This is a genomic window from Streptomyces physcomitrii, assembly GCF_012273655.1.
Classification (GTDB): Bacteria; Actinomycetota; Actinomycetes; order Streptomycetales; family Streptomycetaceae; genus Streptomyces; species Streptomyces physcomitrii.
On the sequence record NZ_JAAWWP010000001.1, the window covers coordinates 117616 to 133554 of the forward strand.

At 72.9% G+C, this 15939-nt stretch carries 17 protein-coding genes, 1 tRNA gene and 1 pseudogene; 14 read left to right on the forward strand and 5 right to left on the reverse strand.

Going from position 1 to position 15939, the window contains the following annotated elements; translation table 11 throughout:
- Positions 1-181: 181 nt before the first annotated feature.
- From HFV08_RS00505 to rdgB, 8 genes are all read left to right on the forward strand, one after another.
- Positions 182-343 (forward strand): putative leader peptide, encoded by a 162-nt coding sequence (locus tag HFV08_RS00505; protein WP_107071301.1) that lies wholly within the window; start codon positions 182-184, stop codon positions 341-343.
- A gap of 107 nt (positions 344-450) precedes the next feature.
- The gene (locus HFV08_RS00510; RefSeq protein WP_168534708.1) at positions 451-729 is read left to right on the forward strand and encodes a MoaD/ThiS family protein; all 279 of its coding nucleotides are present in this window, start codon (positions 451-453) and stop codon (positions 727-729) included.
- Between the two features lie 6 nt (positions 730-735).
- Positions 736-1686: a PLP-dependent cysteine synthase family protein gene (locus HFV08_RS00515; RefSeq protein WP_168534709.1), complete on the forward strand. Its 951-nt coding sequence runs from the start codon at positions 736-738 to the stop codon at positions 1684-1686.
- A 304-nt stretch (positions 1687-1990) separates the two neighbouring features.
- On the forward strand, positions 1991-2743 hold the full coding sequence (locus HFV08_RS00520; RefSeq protein ID WP_168534710.1) for an MBL fold metallo-hydrolase: 753 nt from the start codon (positions 1991-1993) through the stop codon (positions 2741-2743).
- A 194-nt stretch (positions 2744-2937) separates the two neighbouring features.
- Entirely contained in the window at positions 2938-3171 is a 234-nt protein-coding gene (locus HFV08_RS00525; protein ID WP_040249144.1) for a PTS sugar transporter subunit IIB, read from the forward strand.
- Positions 3172-3275: 104 nt separating this feature from the next.
- Positions 3276-4010 (forward strand): ribonuclease PH, encoded by a 735-nt coding sequence (gene rph, locus HFV08_RS00530; protein ID WP_168534711.1) that lies wholly within the window; start codon positions 3276-3278, stop codon positions 4008-4010.
- A gap of 225 nt (positions 4011-4235) precedes the next feature.
- On the forward strand, positions 4236-4628 hold the full coding sequence (locus HFV08_RS00535; RefSeq protein ID WP_168534712.1) for a hypothetical protein: 393 nt from the start codon (positions 4236-4238) through the stop codon (positions 4626-4628).
- 59 nt (positions 4629-4687) lie between these two features.
- Entirely contained in the window at positions 4688-5293 is a 606-nt protein-coding gene (gene rdgB, locus HFV08_RS00540) for an RdgB/HAM1 family non-canonical purine NTP pyrophosphatase (protein ID WP_168534714.1), read from the forward strand.
- A gap of 61 nt (positions 5294-5354) precedes the next feature.
- Here the strand turns inward: rdgB and HFV08_RS00545 are convergent.
- The 3 genes from HFV08_RS00545 to bcp form a co-directional block, all read right to left on the reverse strand.
- Positions 5355-5437 (reverse strand) — tRNA-Leu (locus tag HFV08_RS00545).
- A gap of 58 nt (positions 5438-5495) precedes the next feature.
- Positions 5496-6992, reverse strand: a complete 1497-nt coding sequence (proP, locus tag HFV08_RS00550; RefSeq protein ID WP_168534716.1) for a glycine betaine/L-proline transporter ProP — start codon at positions 6990-6992, stop codon at positions 5496-5498.
- Between the two features lie 198 nt (positions 6993-7190).
- A complete protein-coding gene (bcp, locus tag HFV08_RS00555; RefSeq protein ID WP_168534717.1) occupies positions 7191-7667 on the reverse strand; it encodes a thioredoxin-dependent thiol peroxidase in 477 nt (158 codons plus the stop codon).
- Between the two features lie 157 nt (positions 7668-7824).
- Between bcp and HFV08_RS00560 the strand changes: the two genes are divergently transcribed.
- Both HFV08_RS00560 and HFV08_RS00565 read left to right on the forward strand, forming a co-directional pair.
- Positions 7825-8139 carry a DUF3618 domain-containing protein gene (locus HFV08_RS00560; RefSeq protein WP_312885244.1) on the forward strand — a complete coding sequence of 105 codons (315 nt, stop codon included), beginning with the start codon at positions 7825-7827 and terminating at the stop codon, positions 8137-8139.
- An 82-nt stretch (positions 8140-8221) separates the two neighbouring features.
- Positions 8222-8524: a GroES family chaperonin gene (locus HFV08_RS00565; RefSeq protein WP_107071489.1), complete on the forward strand. Its 303-nt coding sequence runs from the start codon at positions 8222-8224 to the stop codon at positions 8522-8524.
- A 210-nt stretch (positions 8525-8734) separates the two neighbouring features.
- Here the strand turns inward: HFV08_RS00565 and HFV08_RS00570 are convergent, their stop codons facing one another.
- The gene (locus HFV08_RS00570) at positions 8735-11134 is read right to left on the reverse strand and encodes a transglycosylase domain-containing protein (protein WP_246341415.1); all 2400 of its coding nucleotides are present in this window, start codon (positions 11132-11134) and stop codon (positions 8735-8737) included.
- Positions 11135-11341: 207 nt separating this feature from the next.
- On the opposite strand from HFV08_RS00570, the gene HFV08_RS00575 reads away from it, so the two are divergent.
- The 4 genes and pseudogenes from HFV08_RS00575 to HFV08_RS00590 all read left to right on the forward strand — a co-directional run bounded on the left by HFV08_RS00575 (position 11342) and on the right by HFV08_RS00590 (position 15031).
- The gene (locus tag HFV08_RS00575; protein WP_312885246.1) at positions 11342-12154 is read left to right on the forward strand and encodes an ABC transporter permease; all 813 of its coding nucleotides are present in this window, start codon (positions 11342-11344) and stop codon (positions 12152-12154) included.
- Positions 12147-13082, forward strand: coding sequence for an ABC transporter permease (locus tag HFV08_RS00580; RefSeq protein ID WP_312885247.1), 936 nt, complete (start codon positions 12147-12149; stop codon positions 13080-13082). The genes HFV08_RS00575 and HFV08_RS00580 overlap by 8 nt, the downstream gene beginning before the upstream one ends.
- Before the next feature lie 265 nt (positions 13083-13347).
- A pseudogene (locus HFV08_RS00585) lies at positions 13348-14199 on the forward strand (ABC transporter ATP-binding protein); the annotation flags it as partial.
- 10 nt (positions 14200-14209) lie between these two features.
- Positions 14210-15031 (forward strand): DUF1707 SHOCT-like domain-containing protein, encoded by an 822-nt coding sequence (locus HFV08_RS00590; RefSeq protein WP_168534722.1) that lies wholly within the window; start codon positions 14210-14212, stop codon positions 15029-15031.
- Between the two features lie 136 nt (positions 15032-15167).
- Here HFV08_RS00590 and HFV08_RS00595 read toward each other — a convergent pair whose 3' ends face one another.
- Positions 15168-15854: an alpha/beta fold hydrolase gene (locus tag HFV08_RS00595; RefSeq protein ID WP_168534724.1), complete on the reverse strand. Its 687-nt coding sequence runs from the start codon at positions 15852-15854 to the stop codon at positions 15168-15170.
- Between the last annotated feature and the right edge of the window lie 85 nt (positions 15855-15939).

Sequence of the window (15939 nt, forward strand, 5' to 3'; positions counted from 1 at the left end):
CAAGCAAGCTGATGCCGGTCCCGTCGTCTGCGCGGTCTCGCCGGTGGTGGCCGCGCGGAGCGTCGCAGGGGCCGGCTCACCCACGGTCACCCCTCTGCCCGGTCCCGTCTGACGAACAGAATCCGTCCAGGATGCGAGACGCCATTCCGGAACCCGGACCGGGAATCGCTACGATGCCCCCATGGTTCTCCATGACGTGAGCGAAACGACGACGCCGGGCGCCCCGCTCGCCGCGTCCGCTCGCGCGCGCTCCGCCTCCGGCCTGCTCGGGGCCTTCGGCTGCGGAGCGGCGCGGCTGCACGTCGACCTGTGCAGGCTCGCCAGCGCCATCTGTCAGCACTGACACCTGCCGCCGCCCGGCCATGGGCCCGCGGCGCAAGCCCCCGCGCCGAGGGGCCCCCGGGGCCCCGCGCCCCTCCCCGATCTGCCCTCCCGAAGGAGCCCACCACCATGGCCATCGAGGTCCGCATCCCGACCATCCTCCGTACCTACACCGACGGCCAGAAGGCGGTCGAGGGCACCGGAGGCACCCTCGCCGAACTCCTCGCCGACCTGGACTCGCGCCACACCGGCATCCGCGAGCGGGTCGTCGACGGCGAGCAGCTGCGCCGGTTCGTGAACGTCTACCTCAACGACGAGGACGTGCGCTTCCTCGACGGCATCGACACCAAGCTGAGCGACGGCGACAACGTGACCATCCTCCCGGCCGTCGCCGGCGGAAGCCGCTGATCCCGGATGCGCTACGACAGCCCCCTCGCCGCGGTGGGCAACACCCCTCTGGTGCGCCTGCCGCGGCTCTCGCCCGCCGAATCCGTCCGCATCTGGGCCAAGCTGGAGGACCGCAATCCCACCGGCTCCGTGAAGGACCGGCCCGCCCTGCACATGATCGAGCAGGCGGAGAAGGACGGGCGGCTCACCCCGGGCTGCACCATCCTCGAACCCACCAGCGGCAACACCGGCATCTCGCTGGCCATGGCCGCCCGGCTCAAGGGCTACCGCATCGTCTGCGTCCTGCCCGAGAACACCTCCTCGGAGCGGCGCGAACTGCTCACCATGTGGGGCGCCGAGATCATCTCCAGCCCCGCCGCGGGCGGCTCCAACACGGCGGTACGGGTCGCCAAGGAGCTCTCCGCCGAGCACCCGGACTGGGTGATGCTCTACCAGTACGGCAACCCGGACAACGCGGGCGCCCACTTCGCCACCACCGGCCCCGAGATCCTCGCCGACCTGCCCTCGGTCACCCACTTCGTCGCGGGCCTCGGCACCACCGGCACCCTGATGGGCGTCGGCCGCTATCTGCGCGCCAACAAGCCCGAGGTGAAGATCGTCGCCGCCGAGCCGCGCTACGACGACCTGGTCTACGGGCTGCGCAACCTCGACGAGGGCTTCGTCCCCGAGCTGTACGAGGCCTCCGTGCTCACCTCCCGCTACTCGGTGGGCTCCGCCGACGCCGTCACCCGTACCCGTGAACTCCTGCGCGAGGAGGGCATCTTCGCGGGCGTCTCCACCGGGGCCGCCCTGCACGCCGCGATCGGTGTCGGGAAGAAGGCGCTGGACGCGGGCGAGGAGGCCGACATCGTCTTCGTCGTCGCGGACGGCGGCTGGAAGTACCTCTCCACCGGCGTCTACACCGCCGCCACCACCGAAGAGGCCATCGAGACCCTCCAGGGCCAGCTCTGGGCCTGAGCCACCGGGACCGGCACCGGGACCGGCCACCGGTCTGAGCCGCACCGGCACCGCACATCGAGGGCGCACCCCCCCTGCACACCGGGAGTGCGCCCTCGCCCCTTTCCCCCTCCCGGGCGCCCCGCACACCTGCCGCCGCGGGCTTTTCCGTACACCTCTGCCCGGGGCCATCCGAACCGGTGACAGCGCAGGTGAGTTCTCCCACAACGGCCCGCCGCGGAGGAGCGGCCCCCAGTTCCGCGCCTTACCCTCGACGGACCCGTACGCCCCCCCGTCCCCTGCCAGCGCGGAGGTTCCAGCTCCCATGAAGCTCACCGTCGTCGGCTGCTCGGGGTCGTTCCCGTCCGCGGAATCGGCCTGTTCGAGCTACCTCGTCGAGGCCGACGGCTTCCGGCTGCTCCTCGACCTGGGCAACGGTGCCCTCGGCGAGCTGCAGCGCCACTGCGGTCTCTACGACCTCGACGCGATCTTCCTCAGCCATCTGCACGCCGACCACTGCATCGACATGCTCGGCTACTTCGTCGCCCGCTACTACCGGCACGACGGCGGCCGCTGCCCCGCCCTGCCCGTCTACGGCCCCGAGGGCACCGAACAGCGCCTGACCACCGCCTACGCCGACACCCCGAGCGCCTCCTCGATGAGCGAGGTCTTCGACTTCCGCACCGTCAAGCCGGCCGCCTTCGAGATCGGCCCCTTCGCGGTACGCACCGAGCGGGTGCGCCACCCCGTCGAGGCCTACGCCATCCGCCTCGAACACGGCGGCCGCTCCCTCACCTACTCCGGCGACACCGGGGTGGCCCCCGAACTCGACGCCCTCGCCGAGGGCAGCGACCTCTTCCTGTGCGAAGCCGCCTTCACGCACGGCAAGGAGGACGTCCCCGACCTGCACCTCAACGGCCGCGAGGCGGGCGAGAGCGCCCGGCGCGCGGGCGTGGGCCGCCTGGTGCTGACCCACATCCCGCCGTGGACCGACGCCGGGACCAACCTCGCCGACGCCCGCGAGGTCTTCGAGGGCCCGGTCGAACTCGCCGCCCCCCGCGCCACGTACGAGATCTGAGCCCGCGCGAGCACCGCGCCCCCGCACTCCCCTCCCGAAGGCCCCGCGCCCGTGACCGCTCGCGGGGCCTTCGCCGGTGCCGGGCGGGCGGGTGCCGGGGGCCGGGGCACCGCCCGTGAAGATCGGCGGACCGTGGGTTAACGTGACAAAACGGACCGCGTGGGCGCGGGCCACCGAAACCCCCGGAGCGCACCATGGCCACCAAGGCAGAGAAGATCGTCGCCGGACTGGGCGGAGTCGAGAACATCATCGAGGTCGAGGGCTGCGTCACGCGCCTGCGCACCGAGGTCGAGAACCAGGACAACGTCGACGAGGCCGCGCTCAAGGCGGCCGGCGCCCACGGGGTCGTCAAGATGGGCAGCGCCGTGCAGGTCGTCATCGGCAGCGACGCCGACCCCGTCGTGCACGAGATCGAGGACATGATGTGAGCCCCGGCCGCGCGGCCCCCGCACCGGGCCGCGCGGCGGGCACCCGGCCCCGGGCCACCAGGGCGGCGTACGGCGGCCTCCGCCCGGCGGGCTAGGCTCCTCGCATGTCTCGTATCGACGGCCGAACCCCCGCACAGCTGCGTCCCGTCACCCTCCAGCGCGGCTGGAGCAAGCACGCCGAGGGCTCCGTCCTCGTCTCCTTCGGCGACACCAGAGTCCTGTGCAACGCCTCCGTCACCGAGGGCGTCCCGCGCTGGCGCAAGGGCAGCGGGGAAGGGTGGGTCACCGCCGAGTACGCCATGCTGCCGCGGGCCACCAACACCCGGGGCGACCGCGAGTCGGTGCGCGGCAAGATCGGCGGGCGCACCCACGAGATCAGCCGCCTCATCGGGCGTTCGCTGCGCGCCGTCATCGACTACAAGGCGCTCGGCGAGAACACCGTGGTCCTGGACTGCGACGTCCTCCAAGCCGACGGCGGCACCCGCACCGCCGCCATCACCGGCGCCTATGTCGCCCTCGCCGACGCCCTCACCTGGGCCCAGGGCAGGAAGCTCGTCAAGCCCGGCCGCAAGCCGCTGACCGGCACCGTCAGCGCGGTCAGCGTCGGCATCGTCGGCCAGGTGCCGCTGCTCGACCTCTGCTACGAGGAGGACGTGCGCGCCGAGACCGACATGAACGTGGTCTGCACCGGCGACGGCCGCTTCGTCGAGGTCCAGGGCACCGCCGAGGCCGAGCCCTTCGCCCGCGAGGAGCTGGACGCCCTCCTCGACCTCGCCGTCACCGGCTGCGGCGAACTCGCCGCCCTCCAGCGGGCGGCGCTGGAGCAGACCGCGGGCTGAACGCACCGGCGGGCGCGGGCGCCCAACACCCCGGTCGCGCCGCCCACTTGGGGAAACGCGCCGTGTGCGCCCCGCCGCCGTGCGGGCCCCGGTGAGAGAGCCGTCACACCCGTATGCGCAAACGGTAAAGAAGCAACCAAGAAGCACCCCTCCGCGTTTCTACTGGTGCGGGCGCGACGCTTCGGCGAAGCGCCCGCACCATGACTCTCGGGAGGGACCGCCGACATGGCCACGCGCCGCCGCACCATCACCGCCGCCGCAGTTCTCGCGAGCGTGGCACTGCTCGCCCCGGCCGCCGTCGGCTGCAGCGCCCTCGACAAGGCGCTGGACTGCGTGCAGACCGCCGATGCCATCGCCGACAGCGTCACCGCGCTCCAACAGGCCGTCGAGAACGCCTCCGACAACCCCGCCCAGGCGGACGAGGCCCTCGACGACATCGACAAGAACCTCGACGAGATCGGCGACAAGACCGACAACACCGACGTCAACAAGGCCGTCGACGACCTCGACCGGGCGGTCACCAACGTCCGTACGGCGCTGCGGAACGGCGACGAGACCCCGGACCTCAGCCCCGTCACGGACGCCGCGGGCGAGCTGACCAAGGTCTGCACCCCCTGAACCCGCCCGCGCCGGGCCCGGATCGGGGGAGCACCCGGGCCGCCCGCGATACTGGGCGCATGACCCGCCTGATCCTTGCCACCCGCAATGCCGGAAAGATCACCGAGCTGAGGGCGATCCTCGCCGCCGCCGGACTTCCGCACGAACTCCTCGGCGCCGAGGACTACCCGGACATCCCCGACGTCAAGGAGACCGGCGTCACCTTCGCCGAGAACGCCCTGCTCAAGGCGCACACCCTCGCCCGCGCGACCGGACTGCCCGCCGTCGCCGACGACTCCGGGCTCTGCGTCGACGTCCTCGGCGGCGCCCCCGGCATCTTCTCCGCCCGGTGGGCGGGGCGGCACGGCGACGACCGGGCCAACCTGGAGCTCCTGCTCGCCCAGCTCTCCGACATCGACATGCCGCACCGCGGCGCCCACTTCGCCTGCGCCGCCGCCCTCGCCCTGCCGGACGGCACCGAGCGCGTCGTCGAGGGCCGCCTGACCGGCACCCTACGGCTCTCCCCGCACGGCACCGGCGGCTTCGGCTACGACCCCGTCCTCCAGCCCGAGGGCGAGAGCCGCACCTGCGCCGAGCTGAGCCCCGAGGAGAAGAACGCGATCAGCCACCGCGGCAAGGCCTTCCGGGCGCTGGTGCCGGCGGTACGGGAGCTGGTCGGCGCCTGAGCCCCGGGGGCGTACGCACAGGGGTCCGTGTCCCATGGCGCGGAACACGGACCCCTCACGGTGCGGCGGAAGGGATTCGAACCCTCAAGCCCCTGGGGGCCACAGGACCTAAACCTGCTGCGTCGCCGACTGCGCCACCGCCGCCGGTCGCCGGGACATCGTACTGGCCCGGGCCCCTGGCGCTCCACCGCGTCGCCCGGTCTCAGAACCGCGGCACCGGCGCCTTCGACTCCACCAGCGCGGCGGCCTCCTCGTCGGTGGCCACCGCGGGCGGCGAACCGGCCAGCGGGCGGCGGGCGGTCTCCTTCATGGCGGCGACCGAGGCCACTCCGACCAGGGCGGCGGCCATGGCGTAGTACGCGGGCATCATGTCGGTGCCGGTGACGCTGATCAGGGCCGTGACGACCAGGGGTGTGGTGCCGCCGAAGAGGGAGGCGGAGAGGTTGTAGCCGACGGAGAGCGAGCCGTAGCGGACGTCGGTGGGGAAGAGGGCGGGCAGCGCGGCGGACATGGTGCCGAGCAGGCAGACCAGGCTGAAGCCGAGCAGCAGCATCCCGCCCGAGACGGCGAGCACACTGCCCTGGTGCAGCAGCAGGAAGGCCGGGACCGACAGCACCAGGAAGCCGAGCATCCCGGCCATCAGCAGCGGCTTGCGGCCGATCCGGTCGGAGAGCCTCCCGACCTGGTTGATGACCAGGAGCAGCACCGCCATGGTGCCGATGAGCAGCAGCAGCCCGTGGCTCTCGTCGTAGTGGAGTTCGTCGGTGAGATAGGTCGGCATGTACGAGAGCAGCGTGTAGTTGGTGACGTTGTACGCGCCGACCAGGCAGACGCAGAGCACCAGCGTCGGCCAGTGGTCGCGGAAGATCTTCGCGAGGTCGCCCTTGGCGGTGGTCTCGGCGCCCGCGGCCTCCGCGGCGCTGTGCGTGGACTCGTCCTCCAGCTTCTGGAAGGCCGGGGTCTCGTCCAGCCGCAGCCGCAGATAGAGCCCGACCAGGCCGAGCGGACCGGCCACCAGGAAGGGCACCCGCCAGCCCCAGGACTCCATGCCGCCGTCGTCGAGCAGGGCGGTGAGGATCGTGACCAGGCCGGCGGCGCCGATGTAGCCGGCGAGGGTGCCGAATTCGAGGAAGCTGCCGAAGAATCCGCGGCGCTTGTCGGGGGCGTATTCGGCGATGAAGGTGGAGGCGCCGCCGTATTCGCCGCCGGTGGAGAAACCCTGGATCAGGCGGAAGAGGATGAGCAGCGCCGGCGCCCAGAATCCGATGGTCGCGTACGAGGGAATGAGGCCGATGGCGAAGGTGCCGATCGCCATCAGGACCATCGTGAGGGCGAGCACCTTCTTGCGGCCGATCTTGTCGCCCATGGGCCCGAAGAACATTCCGCCGAGCGGCCGCACCAGGAAGCTGACGGCGAAGGTGGCGAACGAGGAGATGAGCTGTGCCGTGTCGTTTCCGCTGGGAAAGAAGACGTGCCCGATGGTGACCGCGAGATAGCTGTAGATGCCGAAGTCGAACCACTCCATGGCATTGCCGAGCGCGGCGGCCTTCACGGCGCGCTTGACGGCGGCCTCGTCGGTGACGGTGATGTCGGTGCGGCGCAGCGGCGGGTTCCGGCGGCGTCTGACGGCGCGGAAGAGGGTGCGGTGGCGCTTGAGCGCCGCCGGATCGCCCGCTTCTTCCGGACCGTTGACCGCCATCGATGAATCCCTTCGTCCGCCGCCGGGGTTCCAGGGCAGTCTTCTTCCGCGCTCAGGCGGACGCAAACGAGGGGCGGGCGGCGCGGATCCCCCTGGACGGCCGAGGGCCCCCGCTCCCGCGGAGGCCCTCGGTGCTGCGGCGGCCCGGCATGTCACCGGCCCGGCCTGCGGGTTTTGCGGTCCATCGGCGCGGCGGACTCAGTCGGCGGCGATGCCGAGGTCCTTGAGGATTTTCGCCACATGGCCGGTCGCGCGGACGTTGTAGAGGGCGCGCTCGACCTTTCCGTCCTCGTCCACGACCACGGTGGAACGGATGACTCCGGTGACCGTCTTTCCGTACAGCTTCTTCTCGCCGAAGGCGCCGTAGGCGGTGAGCACGGACTTGTCGGGGTCGGCCAGCAGGGTGACTTTCAGGTTCTCCTTCTCGCGGAATTTCGCGAGCTTCTCCGGCTTGTCGGGGGAGATGCCGAGGACGTCGTAGCCGGATTCCGCGAGGAGTTCGAGGTTGTCGGTGAAGTCGCAGGCCTGCTTGGTGCAGCCGGGGGTGAGGGCGGCCGGGTAGAAGTACACGAGGGTCTTGCGGCCCCGGTGGTCGGCCAGGGACACGCTCTTGCCGTCGGCGTCGGGCAGGGTGAAGTCCGGGGCGGTGTCGCCGGTGGTGAGGCGCTCGCTCATTGCTCGTACTCCTCGCGGAACGGGGTTTCGGGTCCCCGGGGCTGGTTACGCGTCGAGGGTACGCCGGGCATTCAGGGGTGCCGTGGGGTGCGGCGGCGGTGGAGCTGACAGACTGTTGGGAAGAGAACTTTCGGACAACGACCACGGAGGCAGCCCGGTGTCGGACGCCAGGACTCCCACGCAGATCGAGGCGGACATCGAGCAGCGTCGGGCGACGCTCGCCGAGACGCTCGACGAGATCGGTGTGCGAGTGCACCCGAAGACCATCATCGGCGACGCCAAGGCCTCGTTCGCGGCCCGCGTCGACCACACCCTCGGCCGCGCGTACGTGACCGCGAACCGCGTGGTGTCCTCGGTGCGCGGCCAGTTCGTCTCGGAGGAGGGCGCCCCGCGTCTGGAGCGGGTGATCCCGGCGGCGGTGGTCGTGGTCGGGCTGACCTCGCTGGTCGTCGTGCGCCGCGGCAGGCGTTGACCCGCGGGGTCCCGGCGCGGCCCGGACAGGTAGGTTGCGGGGCGTGAGCGAGAAGAGCCAGGACGACAAACTCCCCATCCGGATGCTGCACGACCGCGTGCTCGTGCGGCAGGACACCGCCGAGGGCGAGCGGCGCTCCGGCGGCGGCATCCTGATCCCCGCCACCGCGGCGGTGGGCCGGCGCCTCGCCTGGGCCGAGGTCGTCGCCGTCGGGCAGAACGTCCGCACCGTGGAGGCCGGGGACCGGGTGCTCTTCGACCCGGAGGACCGCGCCGAGGTCGAGGTGCGCGGCGTCGGCTACGTGCTGATGCGCGAGCGCGACCTGCACGCGGTGGCCGCCGACCGCTTCGAGGGCTCCCAGGACTCGACGGGGCTCTATCTGTGAGCCGTACGGGGCCCGGTCTGTGAGCCGCGAGGTTGCCGGGGGAGCCGTGCGGCGTTCCTGACCCGGGGGAGCCGTGCTGCGTTCCTGAGGGCGGCCTCCCCCGGGGGTTGGAAGCGGACCGCGAGCCCGGCCGCGATGGCGCAAGTGGCATACGGGGCCGGTGAGTTGCTCACCGGCCCCGTCGCCGTGCCCGGGGGGCCCACCCGGTGGTCAGCGCAGCCGCTCCGGGCGCCAGAAGGGCTGGGAGCCGCCCGCCGGGGTCTCGGGTGACCGCTGCTCGCTCTCGCCGCTGCCCGCCTCGTCCCGCGGTTCGCCGTACTCCTGGCTGGGTTCCGCGGTGCCGGGGTCGTCCGTGCCGGGGTCGTCCGTGCCCGGGTCCTCGGTGCCGGGGGTCTCGGTGCCGGGCTCCCGGGTGCCCTCCTCCTGCTCCTCGCCGTCGCCGTACCCGTCCTCGCGGCCGTTCTCCTCGCCCTCCTCGCTGGGGGAGGGCGAGGCGCTGCCGGAGTCCGAGGGGTCGGGCTTGGTGGCGCCCGGGGCCAGGCGCAGGTCGAAGGCCCTGGCGGGGCGGCCTTCGAGGGCGGCCTCGGTGAACTGGCCCCAGATCGCGGCCGGATAGCCGCCGCCGTTGATGCGGGCCTGGCCCAGCGCCCCGTACAGCGGGGTGTGCGAGCCCGAGGCGGGGTTCTGGCCCATCACGGTGATCACGGTGGCCAGGTCGGGGGTGTACCCGGCGAACCAGGCCGCGGTGTCCTCCTCCGCGGTGCCGGTCTTGCCCGCGGCGGGGCGGCCCGCGCTCTGCGCCGCGGTGCCGGTGCCGCCCTCGACGACGCCGCGCAGCACCGCGGTGGTGGTGTCGGCGGAGGCCCGGCTGACCGCCTGCCGGGGCTTGTGTCGGGCCGGTTCGCGGGTCTTCTCGCCCTTCTTGGCGACCTTGGTGACCAGGGTGTACGGGTGGTGCTCGCCGTGGTCGGCGAGGGTCGCGTAGGCCTGGGCGAGGTCGAGCGGGCTCGCGGTGGCGGTGCCGAGCGCGAGCGAGGGCGAGGCCGTGAGGTCGGGGGTGGTGCGCGGGATGCCGAGCGCGACGGCGGTGTCCAGGACCTTCTGCGGCCCGACGTCGGCGGCCATCTGCGCGTACACGGCGTTGACGGACTTGTCGGTGGCCTGCTTCACGGAGAGCTGCCCGTAGGACTTCTTGTCCTCGTTCTCGGGCGCGTAGCGCTCGCCGCTCCAGCCCTGGACGGTGCGCGAGCTGGTGCCGTCGTACTTGGTGTGCGGGCCGATCCGGCGGCCGTCCTGGGTGCGCGCGCGGTGCTCGACGGCCGCGGTGAAGACGAAGGGCTTGAAGGAGGAGCCGACCTGGTAGTCGCGCCGGGTGGCGTTGTTGACGTACTGCTTCGTGTAGTCGACCCCGCCGTACATCGCCACCACATCGCCGTCGGCGGGGTCGAGGGCGACGCCGCCCGCGCGGACGTTGCGGTCCTCGGGCCGGTCGCTGTCGCGCAGCGAGAGCAGCTGCTCGTCGACGGCCTCGGTGAGGGCGTTCTGCTTGCCCCGCTGGAGCGTGGTGGTGATCCGGTGGCCGCCGGTGGCCAGCTCCTTCTCGCTGATGATGTCGTTGCTCTGCAGGTACTCCTTGACCGCCCGCACGATGTAGCCGCGCTGGCCCGCCATGCCGGTGCCGATGGTGTTCTTCGCCCGGTGCGGCACCGGGAAGCTGAGCCCGGCGCGCTCGGTGCGGCTGAGCCACTTCTGCTGGACCATGCCGTCGAGCACGTAGTTCCAGCGGGCCACCGCGCGCCGGGTGTTCTCCGGGTGCGCGACGACGTCGTAGACGCTGGGGGCGTTGAGCAGGGAGGCCAGGTAGGCGCCCTGGGCGGTGGTCAGATGGGCGGCGTCGACGCCGTAGTAGGCCTGGGCGGCGGCCTGGATGCCGTAGGCGTTGCGGCCGAAGAAGCTGGTGTTCAGATAGCCCTGGAGGATCTCCTGCTTGCTCTGCTCCCGGTCGAGCTTGATGGAGATGAAGAACTCCTTGAACTTGCGGGTGACGGTCTGCTCCTGGCCCAGGTAGTAGTTCTTCACGTACTGCTGGGTGATGGTGGAGCCGGACTGGCGGCCCTTGCCGGTGGCGGTGTTCCAGGCCGCGCGCACCATCGCCTGGGGGTCGACCGCCGACTCCTCGTAGAAGTCGCGGTCCTCGGCGGCGAGCACGCTGTGCTGGACGTGCTCGGGGACCTGGCCGAGCGGGATGTTCTCGCGGTTGACGTCGCCGTCGCGGGCGAGCTGGCCGCCGTCGGCGTAGAGGTAGACATTGCTCTCGGCGGTGGCGTTCGCGTTGGCGTCCGGGATGTCGACGGTGAGGTAGCCGGTCAGGAAGCCCGCGACGCCGAGCAGGATCACGCCGATGAAGCCGCCGAGGACGAGGCGCAGGCTGGGCAGGAAGCGCCGCCGGCCGGTACGGGTCCGCCGGCCGGGGCCCGCGGACCGCTTCCCGGGTCCGGCCCCGCCGTCCGCGGCGGTGCGCGGGGCCCAGCCCGGCGCGTCCCCCGGTGACCCGCCCGGTGCCCCCGTCGTCTCACGCCTCTCGCGGTGCTGCGGCTCGTCGTCGCCCATGTCGCACTGAACTCCCGATTGCCGGTTCTGCGCTGTATGTCGCTTACGCGCCTGTGGGGACACTCTCGCACCGCGGCTCCCGGCCCGCGTTCCGGAGGGCGCCGCTCGGGCGCTCCCGGAAAAAACGCGTGGCGGCCGGGGAGGGGCGGGGCTAGGCTCGGGCGCTTTGGTGCCGAACGGCCGGTGGCGGCGGGGTGAGGGGGAGCGGTGACAGGGTCGGTCCGGCTCTACGGCGCGGTGGCGCGCGGGGGCTTCCGGCGGCATGCGACCTACCGGACGGCGACGGCGGCGGGGGTGTTCACCAACACCGTCTTCGGCCTGATCCTCGCCTACACCTATCTCGCCCTCTGGGACCAGCGCCCCGGCCTCGGCGGCTACGACCAGGCGCAGGCCCTGACGTACGTCTGGCTGGGCCAGTCGCTGCACATGGTGATGGCGGTGCTCGGCGGCGGCTTCGAGGACGAGCTGATCGAGCGGATCCGCAGCGGGGACGTGGCGATCGACCTCTACCGGCCCGCCGACCTCCAACTGTGGTGGCTGGCCGGGGACCTGGGCCGGGGCCTCTTCCACCTGCTCGCCCGGGGCCTGGTGCCGATGCTCTTCGGCGCCCTCGTCTTCGACCTGGCGCTCCCGGCGGATCCGCTGCGCTGGCTGGCCTTCCTGGGCGCGGCGCTGCTCGGGCTCCTGGTGAGCTTCGCGATCCGGTTCCTGGTGGCGCTCTCCGCCTTCTGGCTGATGGACGGCGCCGGGGTCGCCCAGATGGCCTGGCTGACGGGCATCTTCTTCTCCGGCATGCTGCTGCCGCTGAACGTGTTCCCCGGACTGCTCGGCGAGATCGCCCGGCTGCTGCCCTGGGCCTCGCTGATGCAGCTGCCCGCCGACGTCCTGCTCGGCGAACGCACCGGCGCCGCCCTGCTCTCCGGCTACGCCTTCCAGCTCGGCTGGGCGGCGGCCCTGCTCACCCTGGGCCGGCTCCTCCAGACGGTGGCGACCCGGCGGGTGGTGGTGCAGGGTGGCTGAGTCCGCCGAGTCCGCCGAGTCCGCCGAGTCCGCTGCGTCCGCCGAGTCCGTCCGGCACGCCCCGCCCGCGGAGCCCTGGGAGTGGGCTGGGCCCCAGGCGGAGAAGACCGGCCCCTGCGCCCGGCTGCTCCAGGGGCTGCGCGCCTACGGCCTGATCTGCGCGATGTGGATCCGCTCCACCATGGCCTACCGGGCCTCCTTCGCGATGACCCTCTTCGGCAACTTCGCCGCGACCGCCCTCGACTTCGTCGCCATCCTGCTGATGTTCTCGCAGGTAGACCGGCTCGGCGGCTACCAACTGCCCGAGGTGGCCCTGCTCTACGGCAGCGCCGGGACCGCCTTCGGCATCGCGGACCTGCTGCTCGGCTCCATGGACCGGCTCGGGCGCCGGGTGCGCGACGGCACCCTGGACACCCTCCTGGTGCGGCCGGTGCCGGTGCTCGCCCAGGTCGCCGCCGACCGCTTCGCGCTGCGGCGGCTCGGCCGGATCACCCAGGGACTGCTGATCCTCGGCTACGCCCTCTGGGTCCTGGACGTGGACTGGTCCCCGCTGAAGGTGCTCATGGTGCCGCTGATGCTGCTGAGCGGGTCGGTCATCTTCGGGGCGGTGTTCGTCTGCGGGGCGGCCTTCCAGTTCCTCGCGCAGGACGCCGCCGAGGTGCAGAACTCCTTCACCTACGGCGGGGTCACCCTGCTCCAGTACCCGCCGACCGTCTTCGGCAAGGACCTGCTGCGCTCGGTGACCTGCGTGGTGCCGCTCGCCTTCGTGAGCTGGCTGCCCGCGCTGTACATCCTCGGCCGGGACTACCCCCTCGGGCTGCCCGGCTGGCTCGCCTTCACCCCGCCGCTCGTCGCCCTCGCCTGCTGCGCCCTCGCGGGACTCGCCTGGCGCGCGGGCCTCACCTCGTACCGCAGTACCGGGAGTTGAGAACCAGATGACCGCCGAAGCCGCCGACGGGCCCCAGGCAGCCCCGCCGCCGACCGCCGTCCCACCACCGACCGCCGCCGCGACCGCCCCCGCGGCACCCGCCCCCGCGGCACCCGCCACCGCCCCGGCACCGAGCGCCGCGCCCGCCGCCGCCCCCGCCCTCATCCGGCTCGACGGCGTGGAGAAGGTCTTCGAGGTGCGGCGCAGGAACGGGCGGCGGCTGCGGCGGGAGAAGCGGGAGGTACGGGCGGTCGACTCGCTCAGCTTCGAGGTCGCGCGCGGGGAGATGGTCGGCTACATCGGCCCGAACGGCGCGGGCAAGTCCACCACCATCAAGATGCTGACCGGCATCCTCACCCCGAGCGCCGGGCGGCTGCGCGTCGCCGGTATCGACCCGGCCCGGGAGCGCACCCGCCTGGCCCGCCGCATCGGCGTCGTCTTCGGCCAGCGCACCACCCTCTGGTGGGACCTGCCGCTGCTCGACTCGTACCGCCTGATGCACCGGATGTACCGCATCCCCGACGCGCGCTACCGGGAGAACCTCGACCGCTGCGTCGAACTCCTCGAACTGGGCGCCCTTCTGGACACCCCCGTCCGGCAGCTCTCGCTCGGCCAGCGGATGCGCGGGGACATCGCCGCGGCCCTGCTGCACGACCCGGAGATCCTCTACCTGGACGAGCCCACCATCGGCCTCGACGTGCTCTCCAAGGCCCGGGTACGCGCCTTCCTCAAGGACCTCAACACCGCGCGCGGCACCACGGTCCTGCTCACCACCCACGACCTCACCGACATCGAGCAGCTCTGCCGGCGGGTGATGGTCATCGACCACGGCCGCCTGATGTACGACGGGGCGCTGGCCGGTCTGCACGAGGCGGGGGAGAGCGAGCGGCTGCTCGTCGTCGACCTGGAGCGCGAACTCCCGCCGATCCAGGTCGACTCGGCGCGGGTGGTGCGCACCGAGGGCCCGCGCCAGTGGCTCGCCTTCCCGGCCGCGCAGTCCGCGGCCCCGCTGGTCGCCGAGGTGGCCGCCCGCTACCCGCTGCTCGACCTCTCGGTGCGCGAGCCCGACATCGAGGCCGTCATCGCCCGGATGTACGCGGGCAGGGCGACCTCGTAGGCTGCCCCCCATGAGCGACGACCTCCCCGAACTGCGTGCCTCCGACGCCGACCGCGACCGGGTCGCCGAGATCCTTCGGGAGGCGGTCGCCGAGGGGCGGCTCGACATGGAGGAGTTCGACGAACGCCTCGACGCGGTCTACCGGGCGCGCACCTACGGGGAGTTGGCGCCGCTGACCCGTGATCTGCCGGGCGCCGGGGCGGTCGCGCCCGCCAAGGCGCCGGGTGCCGGAGCCGGGCGCCCGGACGGGGAGGTGCACTGGCCCGACCGGATCGGCGGCGCGCCCACCTCCAAGGGCGCCTTCGCCTTCTGGAGCGGTTTCAGCCGCAAGGGCCGGTGGACGGTGCCCCGGGTGTTCACCGCCTTCGCCGTCTGGGGCGGCGGCGAGATCGACCTGCGCGAGGCCGACTTCGAGGCGGACGAGGCGGTCATCCGCTGCTTCACGGTCATGGGCGGCGTCCATGTGACCGTCCCGCCCGAACTGACCGTACGCGTCACGGGAATCGGCATCATGGGCGGCTTCGGCGACGCCGCCGGGGGCCAGGGCACCCCGGGCTCCCCGCAGGTCACGGTCACCGGCTTCTCCCTGATGGGCGGCGTCGGCGTGGAACGCAAGCTCCGCCGCGCCGAGAAGCTCCGGCTGCGCGAGGAGCGCCGCGCCGAGCGCCTGGACCGCCGCGAGGCCCGCCGCGCCGAACTGGAGGGCCGGCAGGCGGACCGCCACGACCAACTGGAAGGCCGCCGCGCCGACTTGACGAAGGACCGTACGGACCGCCGAGCCGGCCTGGACAGGGACCGCGGGGACCGGCGCGACCGCCGCCGGGACGGCTGAGGGGAGCCGGGGCCGACCCGGGACCCGGCAACCACCCGGTCCGGGACCTGCAACCACCCGGGCCGGAACCCGCAACCACCCGGTCCGGTGGATCCACCGCCACCCGGTGACCACCCGGTACCACCCGGTCCGGGAGCTACAACCACCCGTCGAGCGCGGCGAGGAAACCGTCCCCGTCGTCGTTGTGGATGTTGTGCCCCGCCCCGGCGACCACCCGTACCTCATAGCCCTCGGTACGCAGCTGTCCGGCGAGCGCCTCGTCGATCATCGGCTGCCGGTCACCGGCCAGGACGAGCGAGGGGCCGGGCGGCGGTGTCCTCCGCCGCCCCGGGTACTCCCGCGCCACCTCCACGGTCGCCGGGTCCCAGCGGGACAGCCCCCGGTGCTTCTCCCGGACCGCCTGCTCGGGCCACCCCGGGTGGAAGGCGGCCAGCCGCTCCAGGGTCCAGCCGCGCTGGGCGTCGAGGAAGGCGGCCACCTCGGGGCCGGGCGGCGCGCCCCACGGCGGATCCTCGTAGACGGCACGGGCGGGCCGCAGCCGCTCCACCGCGTAGGCGAGCACGGTGCCGCCCAGCGAGTGGCCGAGGGCGAGCTCCGGCCCCCGGGGAACCGACTCGGCCAGCGCCTCGCCCATCCCGCGCAGGGTGTACGCGCCGCGGGGGCTCTCGCCGTGCCCCGGCAGGTCGGGGGCGAGCACCCGGTAGCCCCGCTCGGCCAGTTCGGGGCCCATCCGCCACCACGAGCCCGCGTCCGTCGTCATCCCGTGGACGAGCACGGCCACCCGCTCGCCCCGCCCCCACTCCTGTACGTGCAGCCTGCCCATGCCGTCGTCCTCCGCTCCGCGTCTCCGCTCGTCCGCTTGTTCCGCGTGCCCGCTCGCCGGGGTGTTCCACGTGGCCGCAGGTCCG